This window comes from Companilactobacillus alimentarius DSM 20249 (assembly GCF_002849895.1).
GTDB classification, from domain to species: domain Bacteria; phylum Bacillota; class Bacilli; order Lactobacillales; family Lactobacillaceae; genus Companilactobacillus; species Companilactobacillus alimentarius.
In genome coordinates this window covers 888681-906368 of sequence record NZ_CP018867.1, presented here as the reverse complement: position 1 = coordinate 906368, position 17688 = coordinate 888681, and the positions used below count along the sequence as shown (strand labels likewise).

Genomic DNA, 17688 nt, shown 5'->3' with positions numbered 1-17688 from the left:
GAGCTATTATGGAAAAGACAGTTTATCATTTTGTTGGAATTAAAGGAACAGGAATGAGCGCTTTGGCACTCATTTTGAAAGATTTAGGATATGAAGTTCAAGGCTCAGATATTGATAAATATACATTTACTCAACGTGGTCTTGAACAAGCAGGAATCAAGATTTTGCCTTTCGATGAGAAAAATATTCACGAAGGCTTAACTATTGTTAAGGGAAACGCTTTTAGTAATGATCAAGTAGAAATTAAAAAAGCTAATGATATGCACTTAAAAGTAATTACATATCCAGAATTAGTTGGTGAGTTAGTTTCAGATTATACTTCAATTGGTATCGCTGGTTCACACGGTAAGACTAGTACAACTGGTTTGTTGGCACATACTTTAAGCGGAATTGCTAAGACATCATATTTGATTGGTGATGGTACTGGTAAAGGAATCAAAGATGCTAAGTTCTTTGTATTCGAAGCCGATGAATATCGTCGTCATTTCTTAGCCTATTCTCCTGATTATTTGATTATTACTAATATTGACTTTGATCATCCTGATTACTTCTTTGGTGGGATCAATGATGTTGTTGACGCCTTTGAATCAGAAGCTCGAAAGACTAAAAAGGGTATTTTCATTTGGGGCGAAGATAAACATGCTAAGACCATCAAAGCTGATACACCTATTTATACATATGGTTTAAATGAATCAGATTACATTCGTGCAACTAATATCAAGCGAACGGTCAAAGGTTCATCATTTGATGTTTCAATTGATGGTGAAAATATTGGTAATTTCCAAGTTCCATTGTTTGGCGAACACAATGTTTTAAATTCATTAGCTGTCATCGGTGTAGGTCATATGGAAAAACTTGACCATGCCTTGATTAATCGTGAATTACAAACCTTCAGTGGTGTTAAGAGACGTTTCAGTGAAAAGAAAGTGGCTGACCAAGTTATCATCGACGACTACGCTCACCACCCACAAGAAATCAAAGCAACGATTGATGCTGCTAGACAAAAATATCCTGATAAGAAGATTATTGCGGTCTTCCAACCACATACTTATACAAGAACTTTAGCTTTGATGGATGACTTTGCTAAGTCATTGGATCTAGCTGATGAAGTTTACTTAACTAATATCTTTGGCTCTATTCGTGAAGCCCATGGCGATATTACAAGTAAAGATCTTGGCGACAAGATTCATAAGGGTGGAAAAGTTCTAACACTTGATAATATGTCTCCATTATTGGAATATCATAATACTGTGATGATATTCATGGGTGCCGGTGATGTTCAAAAGTATGAAACTGCTTATGAACAATTGCTAAGTACCTTAAATCCTAATCAACAATAAATTAAATAGTAAGGGCTATGACAGAGCGAATTGTCATGGCTCTTTTTTTATGAAAAGAGGAACTAAACGTGAAAGATACTGTTTCAACACGTGTAAAATTATCAATTTTTGCCGTCGGATTATTATCGTTTACTGGAATTTTAATTGAAACATCGATGAATGTAACTTTTCCAACTCTGACTAAGGAATTGAATGTCAGTTTAGGCACGGTTCAGTGGCTAACGACCGGATACTTGTTATTAACGACAATTGTAATGAGTACGACAGCTTATATTTTAAAAAAATTTGATCCATTAAAAATTTTTATCTTTGCGGCATCTTTATGTCTGATTGGTTCAATCATTTGTATGATGGCTCCTAATTTTCCGGTATTAATGGCTGGAAGATTATTGCAAGCTATTGCGACTGGTTTGTCGACACCGTTGATGTTTAATTTGATTTTTGAAGAAGTACCACCAGCTAAGTTAGGATTGTATACTGGTTTAGCAGGAGTGGTTATTTCATTGGCCCCAGCACTAGGACCAACTTATGGTGGAATAATTAATCGTATGTGGAGTTGGCGAGAAATATTTGTAGGTGTAATTCCTTTAATTATTGTTCTATTTATTATCGGACAATTGTCCATTCGTGGAAAAGCTTTTGGGACTAAGGGGATTTCTTTTGATTATTTTAGTGTAATTGGTTTAGCAATTATATTTTCAATGATCTTATTTACGTTTGATCAAGCTGGAACTCATGGTTTTACTTCGAGTCAATTTTTGCTATGGATCGTAGTATCAATTGTAGTTGTGCTCATTTTTGCTTGGTACAATAGTCAGAGTAAACGTCAATTGATTGATTTTTCAATATTAAAACTACCTGTCTTACGTTTACGTTTGTTCAGTTATTTCAGTCTGCAATTTATTAATATTGGTTTGTCATTCGTCTTACCAATCTTCGCACAAACAGCTTTACACTTGAATTCGGCTGAAGCTGGTTTAATGTTGTTACCTGGTTCACTACTAGGAGCAGTTATGGGGCCTTTTGCAGGATATTTGTACGATAAAAAAGGTCCTACATTGCCATTGGTTATCAGTGGTATTCTGATTACTGTAGGATCAGGGCTTTTCTTAATAAAAAGTGAAAGTTTAACTTTGATGAGTATTACCTTGATTTATTTGATTCTCAGAATTGGTTTTAATTTTGGATTTGGGACCTCATTGTCTGATGGGAGTCGCCAAGTTCAAGGCGCTAAGAAATCTGATCAGAACTCTTTGTTTAGTATGATGCAACAGTACGCGGGTTCATTAGGTACTAATGTCTTGTCAGTAGTTATTTCAGCTGCCGCTTTGACTAGTGGATCTAATAATTCAGTGGTTAATACAATTTCTGGAACAAAAGTTGACTTTATTATTTTGACGATTTTATCTGTACTAGTACTTGGATCAATTCTTTATGTTCACTTTAAATATCAAAAAAATGAATAAGTTATTGTAAAAGTCGATATAATAGCTCTTAGTAGTTATGGCGTCGGCTTTTTTGATAGATAAAGTTATTTAACGAGGGAGTAACTTTTTTTAGGTGCTTTGATTTGTTAAAATAAGATTAGTTAATTCAATTAAATTGGAGAAAATATGACACAAAATAAAAAATTACTTTTAATAGACGGAAATAGTGTATCCTTCAGAGCATTTTTCGCCATGCACAACGTCTTAGATAAATTTGTCAACGGGGATGGCATTCATACCAACGCCCTGTATGCTTTCAACAATATGTTGGATTTGATTTTAAAAGATGAAAAGCCAACGCATACATTGGTGGCATTTGATGCTGGTAAAACTACTTTTAGAACAGAAATGTTCAAAGAATACAAAGGGACACGTGCGAAAACTCCGCCAGAATTAATGGAACAATTGCCATTGATTCAAGATTTATTAAATTACCGAGGAATCAAGACGTATCAGTTGCCTAATTATGAAGCTGATGACATCATCGGAACTATGTCACGTAAAGCTGAAAAAGATGGCATGGACGTTACCATCATTACAGGGGATCGTGATTTGACTCAATTGACGACTGATAAAGTTACTGTACGTGTAAATGTCAAAGGCGTGACGGAGACGGAAAGTTATACTCCAAAACATGTCAAAGAGAAATTGGGTATTACTCCACAACAGATCATTGATATGAAAGGTTTAATGGGTGATAACTCTGATCATTATCCTGGCGTTGAAAAAGTCGGTGAAAAGACTGCTATTAAATTGATCAATCAATATGGCAGTATGGAAGATATTTATGAACATGTTGATGAAATGAAGAAGAGCAAACTAAAAGAGCATTTGATCGACGATAAGGACCAAGCATTTTTAAGTAAAAAATTAGCTACGATCAATTGTGATTCGCCGGTTGAATTAAATTTGAGCGATTTGGAATATCGTGGAGATAATCAAGAAATGTTGATTCAATTTTATCAAAAGATGAATTTTCAATCATTTTTGGAAAGAATGGATATTAAGACAGAAGATAGTTCAAAAGACCTAGTTAAAATTGAGGTCAAAGAATTAAATGATTCAGCAATTAAAGAGATTGTTGAAAGCCAAAAAGTTCATACTTTGGTCGTAGAAGGCTTTGGAGAAAACTATCATACAGCGCCAATCATTGGAATTTTAATTTCCGATGGTCAGACATACTATGGAACGACTGATGTTTCAGTTTTGGAAAATCAATCACTGAAAACTTGGCTGGCTGATAAAACAAAAGAGAAGTATCTCTTTGACAATAAGCAGACTATAGCGTTATTGCATCGTTATGGCTGTCAGCTCGCTGGGGTTAGTTTCGATATGTTATTAGTGGCCTATTTACTAGATACCAATGACAACAAACAAGACATTGGTTTAGTAGCTCACAATTATAATATTAGTTTGCCAACCCAAGAAGAGTTCTATGGTAAAGGTGTTAAAAAAGCCGTTCCTGAAGATGAAAAAGTATTGTTGAATTTCCTAGCTCAGGAGGCTCAAGTTATTGATACCTTGAAAGATCAGATGCTTGCTGAATTAAAGGATAATGACCAAGATAGCCTTTATGATGAAATTGAATTGCCATTATCAATTGTTTTGGCTGAAATGGAAATTAAGGGTATTACGGTTGAAGCCTCCAAATTACAGGAAATGGAGAATACTTTTGCAAAGAAGCTGAATGAAATTGAGCAAAAGATTTATCAAGAGGCGGGTAAAGAGTTTAATATTAACTCGCCCAAACAACTAGGTGTCGTTTTATTTGAAGATTTGAAATTGCCCGTGATTAAAAAGACTAAAACAGGTTATTCTACTTCGGTCGATGTCTTAGAGAAGTTAAAGGATAAGTCTCCTGTCGTTCAGATGGTTTTAGATTATCGTCAAATTTCTAAGATTCAATCGACTTATGTGGTTGGATTACAAAAGTTTATTCAGCCGGATAACAAAATTCATACGATTTATTTACAAACTTTGACGCAAACCGGACGTCTATCTTCAATTGAACCTAATCTACAAAATATTCCTATTAGAATTGATGAAGGAAAGCAGATACGTAAGGCTTTTGTTCCTCAGCATAAGGATTGGGAGATTTTTTCAGCTGATTATTCACAAGTGGAATTACGCGTGTTGGCCCATATTTCAGGAGACGAACACATGCAAGAGGCTTTCAACGAGGATTACGATATTCACGCACATACGGCTATGCGGATCTTTGGTTTGAATAGTACTGATGAAGTGACTCCTAATATGCGTCGTCAAGCTAAAGCTACTAACTTTGGGATTGTTTATGGTATCAGTGACTATGGTCTGTCACAAAATATCGGCATTAGTCGTAAACAAGCCGCAGCTTTTATTGAGTCATATTTCGAACAATATCCAGGCGTTAAAAAATATATGGATGATATTGTTAAATATGCCCGTGAAAATGGTTACGTGGAAACAATTATGCATCGTCGTCGCTATTTACCAGATATTCATTCAAAGAATTTTAATATGCGTAATTTTGCCCAAAGAACGGCTATGAATACGCCAATTCAGGGTAGTGCTGCGGATATTATTAAAGTGGCAATGATCAATATGCAAAAGATGTTAGTAAAGGAAAAATTGCAAGCTAATCTATTGTTGCAAGTACATGATGAAATGATTTTTGAAGCACCGGCGACAGAAATTGCAACATTAGAGAAATTAGTTCCAAGCGTCATGGATTCAGCTGTAAAATTGGATGTACCTTTGAAAGTTGAAACGGCTCATGGAAAAACTTGGTACGAAGCTAAATAGTAGGTGATAAAATGCCAGAAATGCCAGAAGTTGAAACGGTTAAAAGAGGTTTGAACGCTCGAGTTAAGGGTCGTAAAATAACACATGTGGAGATTCGGTATCAGAATTTGATTACCGGGGATGTGGAACAGTTCATTGAATTTGTGACTGGCGCCATAATCGAAAATGTTGATCGACGAGCTAAGTTTCTATTGATTCATTTGGATAATGGTTATACAATAATTAGTCATTTGCGAATGGAAGGAAGATATAGGATTTCGGCAGATCCTAGTGCTATTGACAAACATTCGCATGCTATTTTTACATTGGATAATGGCGAAAAAATGATTTATAATGACGTTCGTAAATTTGGCCGAATGCAGCTGTGGAGAACTGATGATTTATCAGAGAATAAATCTATAAAAAAATTAGGACCAGAGCCCTTATCGTCGGAATTCACTTTTCAAAATTTGAAACCAAGAATTATGCGTCATCATAAAGATATTAAGACTGTTCTGTTAGACCAATCGGTCATGAGTGGTCTGGGAAATATCTACGTCGATGAGGTACTTTGGAAAATAAAATTACACCCCAAAACGCCTGCTAATCATTTGAGTGATGAAGATATTCAAAATATCATTGAAGCATCCAATAAAGAGATGAAAATAGGAATTGAATCTGGTGGTTCAACCGTCCGTTCTTATGTGGATGCAAACGGCCATATGGGTAACATGCAAAATAATTTAAAAGTTTACGGAAAAGAAGGAACGCCTTGTCCAAGATGCCAAACCTTGATTGAAAAAATTAAAGTTGGAGGTCGAGGAACGCATTTTTGCCCAAGGTGCCAGGTAGTGAAATGAGTAAGATCTACGGTTTAACGGGAGGAATTGCTTCAGGCAAATCAACCGTTTTAAATCTATTTAGACAAAACAAGTTTGTTATTTATGATGCTGATTATGTGGCTAGAGAAGTGGTCAAAGTTGGTACAGTGGGATTGCAACAGATTACGCAACAATTTGGCGAGGGTATTTTATTGCCTGAGGGAACCTTGAATCGTAAGAAATTAAGTTCCATTGTTTTTAGTGATCAAGAGCAACTAGCTAAATTGAATGCCATTACGAGACCATTGATAAAAAAAGAAATTTTACAGACGATTGAAACTAATAAGAAATCATCTGAAAAGACAATCTCTATTTTTGAAATACCGCTTTTGTTTGAAGGCAATTATCAGAATTATTTTGACGGCGTGATTAGTATCTATGTAGAGCCACAGATTCAATTACAACGTTTAATGAAGCGAAATGGCTTAACCAAAAAAGTTGCTTTGGAGCAGATCAATTCACAAATGTCGATGGACGAGAAAAAGAATCGTGCTGATTTTGTGATTGATAATTCAGGAGATTTAGCAAATCTTACAAAAGAATTTAATAAGTTAGTAGCACAACTTTAATTTGGAAAAGAGGTTGGAATCTTGATTTGTCCACACTGTCATCATGATTCATCAAAAGTTATTGATAGTCGTCCCAGCGATGAAGGACGTGCAATTAGAAGACGACGTGAATGTGAGTATTGCGGTACTCGTTTCACAACGTTTGAAAGATTAGAGAAGTCACCACTATTAGTCATCAAGAAAAATGGAAATAGGGAAGAATTTAGTCGAGAAAAATTACTTCACGGCTTAGTTCGTGCGGCTGAAAAGCGTCCTGTAACTATGGATCAAATGAATGATATTGTCGACAAAGTTGAAAATGAAATCAGATCTACTGGAGAAAGTGAAGTCAGATCGCAAGTAATCGGTGAGCATGTGATGAAAATATTGTCTAAAGTTGACGATGTGACTTACATACGCTTTGCCAGTGTTTATCGTGAATTTAAAGATATGAATGGTTTCATGCAGGAAGTTCAAGAAATGATGTCCAATGGTAAGAAAATTGATAAGAAGTAAGGGGAGTCCTATTGGCAACGAGTAATTTTGGAACAGATAAATTCACGCCATTAGTTGGCTACTGGTGCTTACCCAGTGGTCATTTAAATGATGACGATCGGCATATTTTGACGGATTTGTATTTACCAATCTTGGGTATAGAAGCCTTTAGTTTATATTTATTGCTTTGGGAAAAACTACCTAATAAAGAATTAGTTACGCAAAGAAAGAGTCATGCCGAACTAATGAGTTTGTTGGGAATTGATTTAAAACGATTTTATGATGCAAGAATCAAAGCAGAAGCTTTAGGTTTAATTAGAACGTATCAAAAAAAAGATGATATAGGACCATATTACATTTATCAATTGTTTGAGCCACTTTCTCCGGATGAATTTTTTCAAGATGATTTGATGAGCATTTTTTTGTACGAACAAGTTGGTGAAAAAAAATTTCATTTGTTAGCCGATAAGTATTCTCATTCTAATTTGATCTTGAAAAACTCTAATGAAATTACTAAGGATTTTCTGGAAGTCTTTCAATTAAGCAATAACGATTTGATCAATGCCCCTACAGAAGTGAAAAATACGCAGAGTAACTTTAAAGTTAATGAAAATGATCATCAGAGCCCATCTCTGAGCGAAGAGAAAGTACCCCAATTAGACTGGGAATTGATTTCCGATCGGATCCAGCATTTATTTAAAATTAGCCCTGATAATTTATTGCAAAATCAGGAGTTGATTTTGAATTTACATGCTTTTTATGATTTAGATGAAAATACAATAATTAATGCTATTGGACGAACTTGTGATATTGTAAAAAATGAGATTGACCCTACACGATTAAAAAAAGACATTCAGGATCGATTTGAGAAAAATGCCAATATTTCAGTTAGACATCAAGCAAATTCAGAAAAAGAAGAAAAAAGTGATGACAGTAATTTAAATCGTTCTGATCAATTGTTATTAAAGCAAGCTCGAGAGTTGAGGCCGGCAGAATTTTTGGCTGCTCAAAAACAAAAAAGCGGTGGCTTTACTGGTACAGTGGAATCCAAAGCTTTACGGAATATGGCAATGAAGTCATTTCTATCACCATCAGTATTAAATATTATGGTCTATTATATTTTACAGACATCACCAACCTTGACTTTGCCTTTGATGGAGACAGTCGCAAATGATTGGCAGCAAAACGGGGTTAAAACGGCAGAACAGGCTTTGAAACGAATTAGCGATTTTCAAAATCGTCCACGTAATCCTAAACGCCGTTATAACAATAAAAATCGTAAAGTTGAACAAGCGACTGATTGGAGTAAAATTAAAGCTAAGGTACCAAAGAAAGCAAGTCAAGAGAACGAACAGACAGATCTTCAGAATAGACTGAAAAGATTGAGAAATAAGGATAATTAAGCATGGACAATTTAGGTAGTAGATTAGCAGAATATTTGAATTCAAAAAATTTGACGGAGGATTATCGCCGTCTTCTTAATAATGCTTTGAATGATCCCGATGTACAGAAATTTTTAAAAGAAAATGAAAATAAAATCAATTCCGATGCGATTTCTACTAGTGCGGCTAGTATTTATGAATTTTATAATAATAAAAATCATGCAAGTGAGTTGAGTAAGGGGTATTATCCTAAACTAATTGTTAGTAATCACAATATTGAAGTTGCTTATTATCCTAATGAACGAACTCAAAATCGAGAAAAGAGAAATCAATATGAATCAAGTTTCGTCTTGATGGACATGGCTCCAGACATTCGTCGTGCCAAACTGGATGATTATGATGGTGAAGGCCGCCAAGATGCGTTGGCACAAGCATTAGATTTTATTGATAATTATTTACATTCAAAAACATTTACCCCAGGTCTGTTCTTGGCTGGCGATTTTGGCGTTGGTAAGACGTATCTTCTTGGTGCAATTGCGAATGAACTATTTAAGCATGACGTTCATACGACCTTGGTGCATTTTCCAACCTTTGCTGTGGAGATGAAGGATTCTATTGGTCAAAATAACGTTTTAGCAAAAGTTAATAAGATTAAGGTTGCTGATATTTTGATGCTGGATGATATTGGTGCGGATACGATGTCCAGTTGGATCAGGGATGAAGTTTTGGGAGTTATCTTGCAGTATCGGATGCAGGAAAATTTGCCAACTTTCTTTTCATCTAACTTTTCCATGAAAGAATTTGAACAGCATTTGTCCGTGAATCAACGTGGCGAAGAGGAACCTGTGAAAGCCAAACGTATCATGGAACGAGTTAAGTATCTTTCACGTGAAGTCATTGTAACTGGTCAGAATAGAAGATTTAAAAAATAACTTGTATTATTTAAAAATAAGTGTTTCAATAAAGACATGAAAGATAACACTTCGGTTCTATTCAGGGAGGGTACGATTACTGAAAGCTTACCCATTACTGGAGTTACCACTTCCATATAAAACTATATAATTGTTGGTTACTTTATAACCATAGAGTGAAAACTGTTATTTGTTATACAGTTTTAACATGGGTGGAACCGCGCAGATGCGTCCCTGAAGTATGTACATATTTAGTTATATGTCTATACTTCAGGGACGCATTTTTTGTTATCTAAAATTTAGGAGGAAATAGTCTATGTCAAAAATCAAGTTAACATTCCCAGATAATTCTGTTAAGGAGTTTGACGAAGGCACAACTACTTTAGACGTTGCTAAGTCAATTAGTACTTCATTAGGTAAAAAAGCTGTTGCTGGTAAGCTTAATGATACTTTGGTTGATCTTGAACGTCCTATCAAACAAGATGCCAAGATTGAAATCATTTCTGGTGAAGACAAAGATGACGCTTTAAAAGTATTGAGAAATACTGCAGCATTAGTATTCAGTGCTGCTGCTAAGAAATTTAAGAAAGATCTTCACTTTGGTGAAAAACAAGCCAACGATGATGGATTCTATGTTGATACTGATAACGAAGATGGTCAAATCAGTGTCGATGAATTGAAAGAAATCACTGCCTTGATGAATAAGATTATCAAGAATAACGATAAGATTGAAAGATCTATGATGGATAAAAAGGATCTTGTTGAAATGTTCAAAGACGATCCTTACAAGTCATCATTGATTGGTGCAGTTGAGTCAGTACAGATTCCTGTCTATACAATTGATGGTTTTGTTGACTTTGGTTACGATGCAGTTCTAAATAATCTTAAAGCTTTGAAACACTTTGAATTGCTTTCTGTTGCTGGTGCTTATTGGCAAGGTAAGTCAAGTAATCCAATGTTACAAAGAATTTATGGTACAGCTTTCTACAAGGAAGATGGATTAAAGGCTGACTTGAAACGTCGTCAAGAAATTAAAGAACGTGACCACAGAACAATCGGTCGTGATCTTGATTTGTTCTTCGTTGATCCAGAGGTTGGTGCAGGTCTTCCATACTGGATGCCAAATGGTGCTACTATTCGTCGTGTTATTGAAAGATACATTATTGATAAGGAAGTTGCTTGGGGATACAAGCACGTTTATACACCAATTTTGATGAACTTGAATGCTTACAAGACTTCAGGTCACTGGGCACATTATCGTGAAGATATGTTCCCACCAATGGACATGGGTGATGGCGAAATGCTTGAACTTCGTCCAATGAATTGTCCTTCACATATCCAAATTTACAAGCATCATAATCGTTCATACCGTGATCTACCACTTCGTATTGCTGAACTTGGTATGATGCACAGATATGAAAAATCAGGTGCTTTGAGTGGTTTACAACGTGTTCGTGAAATGACTCTAAATGATGGTCACACATTCGTTGCCCTTGATCAAATTCAAGAAGAATTCAAACGTACTTTGCAATTGATGGTTGAAGTTTATAAAGACTTTGATATCAATGATTACACATTCCGTCTTAGCTACAGAGATCCAGCTAATACTGAAAAGTATTTCGATGATGATGAAATGTGGAACAGATCACAATCAATGCTTAAAGCCGCTATGGATGATCTGGGCTTGAAGTATTATGAAGCCGAAGGTGAAGCTGCATTTTATGGTCCAAAGCTTGATGTACAAACAAAGACAGCTCTTGGTAATGAAGAGACATTGTCAACAATTCAATTAGACTTCATGCAACCAGAGAAGTTCCAATTGACATACGTTGGTTCAGATGGTGAAGACCATAGACCAGTTATGATTCACCGTGGTATTGTTTCAACTATGGAAAGATTCATTGCTTACCTAATTGAAATTTACAAGGGTGCTTTCCCAACATGGTTGGCTCCTACACAAGTTCGAATTATTCCTGTTAACCAAAAATTACATACGGATTATGCTAACGACGTTCTTAGTGAATTACGTGCTAAGAATATCCGTGCTGAAATTGATGATCGTGATGAGAAGATGGGTTACAAGATCCGTGACGCTCAAACAATGAAGATTCCATATACAGTTGTTGTTGGTGATGAAGAGACAAGAGATGCAACAGTTTCAGTTAGAAAATATGGTGAAGATGATTCATCATCAGAAAATGCTAAGATGTTTGTAAGTTCTGTTGTTGCTGATATCAATAATTTCAGTCGTAAAGATGTTACTGATAAATCTGATGATAAAGATTAATCAATATTTGTCAGTTAAATAATATTTTATAATTCAAATACATTCAGTCATGAAAATGATTGGGTGTATTTTTTTTAATCAAAAAAATTGTGATGTGTTCACTTAAAATAAACAGTTGTATTTATTTCATATACAAAATATAAATCAAAGATGTTCTAAAATGTGATAATTTGTGAAATGAAAAAATATTTTGATAAAATTTTCTCAATCTTGGCAATGGTTATCCCGATTTTTTAGTTTGTGAAGCAAAAAAATAGGTTGATACCGCTAGTTGTGAGCGTTATCATGCCCTTGTAAGGAAATAGTTATTTTTTTCACAAAAGGAGAGTGTAAATATGCAAATCGCTGTAATTAAGGAACAAAAAGAAGGAGAAGGTCGTGTAGCGGCAACTCCAGAAAATGTCCGTAAAATGGTTGAAGCTGGCAACGAGGTACTTGTTGAAAAAAATGCAGGTATTGGTGCAGGCTTTACAAACGAAGAGTATGTCGATGCTGGTGGTAAATTGGTTAGTCATGAAGATGGCTGGAAAGCCGAATTGATCATCAAGGTTAAGGAGCCCGATCCCGAAGAATATAAGTATTTCTCAAAGGGTAAAATCGTTTGGGGATTTCAACATTTAGCATCATCAAAGCCAACTGTTGAGGCAATGATGAAAGCAGGTACAACTGCAATTGGTGGAGAAACAATTGTTAAAGATGGAAAATTAGAACTGTTAGCACCAATGAGTGCAATTGCTGGACGAAGATCAGTTATTATGGGTGCTTATTATCTTGAAGCACAACATCAAGGCGAGGGAATTCTTTTACCCGGCATTCCTGGAATCGATGGTGGCAACGTTGTAATCTTTGGTGGTGGGAATGCCGCTACAAATGCCGCTACATTAGCTTTGAACATGGGATGCTCAGTAGTAATTATTGAATTGAATGATGAAAGAATTAAACTTTTACAAGATAAATTTGCAGGTAAGAAGCTTAGAGTTGTTAAATCCAATGAAGAAAATCTAGCTAAAGAAATTAAAGATGCAGATATCTTTATTTCAACGATTTTAATTCCAGGTTCAAGACCACCTAAGTTGGTTAAGGAATACATGGTTAAATCAATGAAACCAGGAAGTGTTCTAGTCGATGTAGCTATTGATCAAGGTGGAACGGTTGAAACAATTGATCATCCAACGACTATCGACGATCCAATTTTTGTAAAAGATGGAATTATTCATTATGCAGTTCCTAATCAACCGGGAGCAGTGCCACGTACAGCAACAATGGCTTTGGCAAAGGGCAATTTAAGTTATTTACTGGAAATTGCTGATAAAGGTATTAATGAAGCCATTAAGACGGATGAGTCCTTAGCATCAGGAGTTAACCTTTTTGAAGGTAAGATAACTAATAAAGGATTGGCAGATTCACTTGATCTACCATATACAAAATTATCAATTGATGAAGAAACAACTAACTAAATATTGATTAAATATAGATAAAAACTAAAGACTGGTGAGGTACGGATCATGCTTAAAGGTGTAGGCATTGATAATATTGTTGATATTCATGATATTGAAGAAGCAAAGGCAATTGTTGGAAAATATGCTCGTAAAACTCCTCTAGTTCAATCCATGTTTTTGAGCCGTAATGTTGTTGATGGAGATGTTTTCTTAAAATTAGAAAATATGCAATTAACGGGGTCGTTCAAATTCAGAGGTGCCAATAATAAAATTAATCATTTATCGCAAGAAGAATTAAATCGAGGCGTTATTACAGCATCAGCTGGTAATCATGCTCAGGGTGTGGCTTTAACAGGACATTTATTAGGAATTGATACAACGGTTGTTATGCCTGATGAAGCTCCACAAATGAAACGTGACGCTACAAGAGGATATGGTGCTGAAGTAGACATTCATGGTGCAACTTTTGATGATGCACATCAGTGGATGTTCGAACGTGCAAAAAGGGAAGGAAAAACTATTGTTGATCCGTTCAACGATAAATACGTTATTGCTGGGCAAGGAACAATCGGTTTAGAAATTCTTGATGACATTTGGGATGTAGATACTGTTATTATTCCTGTTGGTGGTGGCGGTTTGATTTCTGGAATGGCTACTGCATTGAAATCATTCAATCCTAATATTCATATTGTTGGAGTTCAATCAGAAAATGTTCATGGGATGTATGCATCAGTTAAAGCTGGTCAAATAACTAAACATCATGAAGATTTCACATTGGCAGATGGAACAGATGTCGCTGTACCTGGAGATATCACATTCCCAATCGTTAGTGAATTGGTAGATGAAATCGTATTAGTAAATGAAGATGAAATTGCTCATGCTATGAAAGATCTATTACAAAGAACAAAGGTTGTAGCAGAAGGTGCTGGTGCACTTCCAGTAGCAGCTCTTGAATCACATAAAATTGATGACAGATGGCTCAAGAATAAAAAGACTGTTGCTATGGTATCTGGTGGTAATGTTGATCTTAATCGTGTTTCACAAATTATTGATCAATTCTTGAAGCCAGTTAAAGCCGACGGAGGCATTGGTTAAAAATTAATTTGAAACCTGAAAAGATGCTGCATTTGAATGCAACATCTTTTCTTTTCTAAAAAATAGGTTTTTTACGTGGAGGTATAAGATTATGGGCGATCAAGATGCCAAATTGAAAAAGACAATTGGTTTTTTCCCCGCTTTTGCTACTGTAACTGGGAGCGTAATTGGAACGGGAGTATTTTTTAAAGCGTCAGCTGTTACTAACTATACAGGATCAACTAGTTTAACTATGTTTGTCTGGCTATTGGGAGGATTCATTACTATTTGTGCCGGTTTGACAGGAGCCGAGTTAGCAGCTGCGTATCCTGAAACGGGTGGATTAACCAAGTATATTGAACATAGTTATGGCGGCTTTTGGGGATTCATGGCTGGCTGGGCACAAGCAATCATTTATTTTCCCGCCAATGTAGCAGCCATATCAATTGCTTTTGGTACACAATTCACGCATTTATTTACACTTTCTAATTCATGGATAGTTCCAGTAGCAATTTTGAGTGCTTTGTCAGTAACTTCACTTAATTGGATCAGTGCTAAAGTAGGAGGACGAGTTACATCTATTTCTTTAGTTGCAAAACTGATTCCATTAGCCTTGATTGTCTTGTTTGGTTTCATGCACAAAGGACCGGTAGAGTTATCATTATTTCCAGTTGTTGCAGGACCGCATCGTAATTTAATTACAGCAATGGGAAATGGATTATTAGCAACTATGTTTGCATATGATGGTTGGATTCATGTAGGAAATATTTCTGGAGAAATGAAGAATCCTCGTAAAGATTTGCCAAAAGCTATTTCTTTAGGAATTGCAGTTATCATGTTAGTTTATGTTTTAGTCAATGCAGTCTTCATGTATGTATTACCAATTAATCAAATTGCTGGTAATCTAAATGCTGCCTCAGATGCGTCCACAATGATTTTTGGTAATATGGGTAGTAAATTGGTTACAATTGGAATTTTGATTTCAGTTTATGGCGGTTTGAATGGTTATACAATGACAAGTATGCGTATTCCATATATTATGGGTAAAGAGCATAAATTACCATTTGGTGATGTCTTTGCCAAATTAAATAAAGCGGGAATTCCTTGGGCTGCTGGTGCAATTCAATTGATTATTGCTTGCTTAATGATGTTAACTGGTGAATTCGATGCCATTACTAATATGCTGATTTTCGTGATTTGGGTGTTTTACGTCATGGCTTTCATCGCAGTCATTAAGTTACGTCATACTCAGCCAGAGTTGAAGAGACCTTATAAAGTTCCGCTATATCCGATCGTTCCTATTATTGCCATTTTAGGAGGAGTATTCATCTTGGTATGTACTTTATTGACAGAGTTTGTTACCACGATTATTGGAATTAGTGTCACTGCTATAGGTGTTCCGATATACTTCTACTTGAGAAACAAATGGGATCTTGATGGACAAAAAGTGGATAGCGATTCAAGAAAAGTACCGAAATTAGAAATTAATCCTGAATAAACTAATAGGGTTTGGAAATCAGTTTTTGATTTCTAAGCCCTATTTAAATATAACCGGATTCTTCCTATGATAAATATCATCTTTGAAACTTAAGATATTTTGAGTAAGTCTAATATAAGTCTAAAAACTTGTGTTAGCTAAATTAACGTGATAAATTACTCATATTGAGTTTTCTCAGCTTTTCTATAACAAATTTGCCGATGTTTATTGACATGTCGCGTTTATATTGTTATAGTTTATAACTGTTGAGATTAAGCAGAAGCGCCCGCTTCTCACCTATGCATTCGCCTCTAGGTTAATACGATTGCGTAAATATATAGTGGGCATGCTTATGCGGCCCACTTTTTTAGTGGGTTAAATTACTTCGGAGGTGACTACTCATAGCAAGAGATTTATTAATAAATGATCAAATACGTGCAAAAGAAGTTCGATTGATTTCTGAAAAGGGCGATCAAGTTGGTGTTAAGCCAAGGGCAGAAGCACAACGTTTAGCAGATGCCGCTAGTATGGACTTAGTTCTAATGTCACCTGGTGCTAAGCCACCAGTTGCCAGAATTATGGACTATGGTAAATACAAGTTTGATCTTCAAAAGAAAGATCGTGAAGCACGTAAAAAACAAAAAACCGTTAGTCTTAAGGAAGTACGTTTAAGTCCAACTATTGAAGAAAATGACTTCAATACTAAGCTTAATAATGCTCGCAAGTTCTTATCTAAGGGTGATAAGGTCAAAGTTTCTCTTCGCTTTAAGGGTAGAGCAATTACTCATAAAGAGATAGGTAAGGAAGTCTTAGACCGTGTCGCAGAAGCTACTAAGGATGTTGCAACAGTGATAACTAGGCCTAAAATGGACGGTCGTAGTATGTTCTTAATGCTTGATCCAATTAATGCAAAAGATAACAAAAAGAAGAAATAGTGGAGGGATTTTCAATGCCTAAACAAAAAACACACCGTGCATCAGCAAAGAGATTTAAGAAAACTGCTAATGGTGGTTGGAAGAGAATGCATGCTTACACAAGTCACCGTTTCCACGGTAAGACAAAGAAGCAACGTCGTCAATTGGCTAAGCCAGGTATGGTAAGTTCAAGTGATATGAAACGTATCAAACAAATGTTAGCTACATACTAATTATTTATTCTTTATAATCAAAAGGAGGAGTCATTATGCCACGTGTAAAAGGTGGAACAGTAACTCGCAAACGTCGTAAGAAAGTTTTAAAATTAGCTAAAGGATATCGTGGTTCAAAACATATCACTTTTAAAGCAGCACATACACAAATCATGGTTTCATACCGTTATGCATTCCGTGATCGTCGTCAAGTAAAACGTGATTTCAGAAAACTCTGGATCGCAAGAATCAATGCTGCTGCAAGAATGAACGAAATCAGTTACAGCAAATTAATGCATGGTTTGAAATTAGCTAATGTCGACATTAATCGTAAGATGTTGGCTCAAGTTGCTATTGAAGATCCAAAGGCATTTACAAGTTTAGTAGACACAGCTAAAAAAGCTTTGGCTTAATTGTTAAAACAAACGTAATTTGGATAACCCAAATTACGTTTTTTTACTAATTAGCAGATAATGAG

General features: G+C 35.5%; 15 protein-coding genes. All 15 read left to right on the top strand.

The genetic code is table 11. The features are described 5' to 3' along the window. Positions 1-8: 8 nt before the first annotated feature. Complete coding sequence (gene murC, locus LA20249_RS04420; protein ID WP_057739986.1) at positions 9-1340, top strand: UDP-N-acetylmuramate--L-alanine ligase; 1332 nt, start codon at positions 9-11, stop codon at positions 1338-1340. A 68-nt stretch (positions 1341-1408) separates the two neighbouring features. Then, positions 1409-2806, top strand: coding sequence for an MFS transporter (locus LA20249_RS04415; RefSeq protein ID WP_057739987.1), 1398 nt, complete (start codon positions 1409-1411; stop codon positions 2804-2806). A 147-nt stretch (positions 2807-2953) separates the two neighbouring features. Continuing rightward, entirely contained in the window at positions 2954-5611 is a 2658-nt protein-coding gene (polA, locus tag LA20249_RS04410) for a DNA polymerase I (RefSeq protein WP_057739989.1), read from the top strand. 11 nt (positions 5612-5622) lie between these two features. Then, the gene (mutM, locus tag LA20249_RS04405) at positions 5623-6450 is read left to right on the top strand and encodes a DNA-formamidopyrimidine glycosylase (RefSeq protein ID WP_057739991.1); all 828 of its coding nucleotides are present in this window, start codon (positions 5623-5625) and stop codon (positions 6448-6450) included. Continuing rightward, a complete protein-coding gene (gene coaE / locus LA20249_RS04400; protein ID WP_057740377.1) occupies positions 6447-7040 on the top strand; it encodes a dephospho-CoA kinase in 594 nt (197 codons plus the stop codon). Before mutM ends, coaE begins: the two co-directional genes overlap by 4 nt. Before the next feature lie 21 nt (positions 7041-7061). Beyond that, positions 7062-7535, top strand: coding sequence for a transcriptional regulator NrdR (gene nrdR, locus LA20249_RS04395; protein ID WP_057739994.1), 474 nt, complete (start codon positions 7062-7064; stop codon positions 7533-7535). Between the two features lie 11 nt (positions 7536-7546). Further along, a complete protein-coding gene (locus LA20249_RS04390) occupies positions 7547-8917 on the top strand; it encodes a DnaD domain protein (RefSeq protein WP_057739997.1) in 1371 nt (456 codons plus the stop codon). Between the two features lie 2 nt (positions 8918-8919). Then, a complete protein-coding gene (gene dnaI / locus LA20249_RS04385; protein ID WP_057739999.1) occupies positions 8920-9828 on the top strand; it encodes a primosomal protein DnaI in 909 nt (302 codons plus the stop codon). Between the two features lie 295 nt (positions 9829-10123). Continuing rightward, complete coding sequence (thrS, locus tag LA20249_RS04380; protein ID WP_057740001.1) at positions 10124-12094, top strand: threonine--tRNA ligase; 1971 nt, start codon at positions 10124-10126, stop codon at positions 12092-12094. Between the two features lie 335 nt (positions 12095-12429). Continuing rightward, positions 12430-13551, top strand: a complete 1122-nt coding sequence (ald, locus tag LA20249_RS04375) for an alanine dehydrogenase (protein WP_057740003.1) — start codon at positions 12430-12432, stop codon at positions 13549-13551. 48 nt (positions 13552-13599) lie between these two features. Then, the gene (tdcB, locus tag LA20249_RS04370) at positions 13600-14628 is read left to right on the top strand and encodes a bifunctional threonine ammonia-lyase/L-serine ammonia-lyase TdcB (protein WP_057740005.1); all 1029 of its coding nucleotides are present in this window, start codon (positions 13600-13602) and stop codon (positions 14626-14628) included. A 91-nt stretch (positions 14629-14719) separates the two neighbouring features. Further along, a complete protein-coding gene (locus LA20249_RS04365) occupies positions 14720-16105 on the top strand; it encodes an APC family permease (protein WP_057740007.1) in 1386 nt (461 codons plus the stop codon). A gap of 380 nt (positions 16106-16485) precedes the next feature. Further along, complete coding sequence (gene infC / locus LA20249_RS04360) at positions 16486-17019, top strand: translation initiation factor IF-3 (protein ID WP_057740009.1); 534 nt, start codon at positions 16486-16488, stop codon at positions 17017-17019. Between the two features lie 14 nt (positions 17020-17033). Further along, complete coding sequence (gene rpmI / locus LA20249_RS04355) at positions 17034-17231, top strand: 50S ribosomal protein L35 (protein ID WP_025084493.1); 198 nt, start codon at positions 17034-17036, stop codon at positions 17229-17231. Positions 17232-17266: 35 nt separating this feature from the next. Further along, positions 17267-17623 carry a 50S ribosomal protein L20 gene (rplT, locus tag LA20249_RS04350; RefSeq protein WP_025084494.1) on the top strand — a complete coding sequence of 119 codons (357 nt, stop codon included), beginning with the start codon at positions 17267-17269 and terminating at the stop codon, positions 17621-17623. Positions 17624-17688: the final 65 nt, after the last annotated feature.

What these genes read in the sequence shown, in the direction of transcription:
- murC (WP_057739986.1), top strand. Translation starts at nt 9, where the DNA reads ATGGAAAAGACAGTTTATCATTTTGTTGGAATTAAAGGAACAGGAATG.
- polA (WP_057739989.1), top strand. Translation starts at nt 2,954, where the DNA reads ATGACACAAAATAAAAAATTACTTTTAATAGACGGAAATAGTGTATCC.
- mutM (WP_057739991.1), top strand. Translation starts at nt 5,623, where the DNA reads ATGCCAGAAATGCCAGAAGTTGAAACGGTTAAAAGAGGTTTGAACGCT.
- coaE (WP_057740377.1), top strand. Translation starts at nt 6,447, where the DNA reads ATGAGTAAGATCTACGGTTTAACGGGAGGAATTGCTTCAGGCAAATCA.
- dnaI (WP_057739999.1), top strand. Translation starts at nt 8,920, where the DNA reads ATGGACAATTTAGGTAGTAGATTAGCAGAATATTTGAATTCAAAAAAT.
- thrS (WP_057740001.1), top strand. Translation starts at nt 10,124, where the DNA reads ATGTCAAAAATCAAGTTAACATTCCCAGATAATTCTGTTAAGGAGTTT.
- ald (WP_057740003.1), top strand. Translation starts at nt 12,430, where the DNA reads ATGCAAATCGCTGTAATTAAGGAACAAAAAGAAGGAGAAGGTCGTGTA.
- tdcB (WP_057740005.1), top strand. Translation starts at nt 13,600, where the DNA reads ATGCTTAAAGGTGTAGGCATTGATAATATTGTTGATATTCATGATATT.
- LA20249_RS04365 (WP_057740007.1), top strand. Translation starts at nt 14,720, where the DNA reads ATGGGCGATCAAGATGCCAAATTGAAAAAGACAATTGGTTTTTTCCCC.
- rpmI (WP_025084493.1), top strand. Translation starts at nt 17,034, where the DNA reads ATGCCTAAACAAAAAACACACCGTGCATCAGCAAAGAGATTTAAGAAA.
- rplT (WP_025084494.1), top strand. Translation starts at nt 17,267, where the DNA reads ATGCCACGTGTAAAAGGTGGAACAGTAACTCGCAAACGTCGTAAGAAA.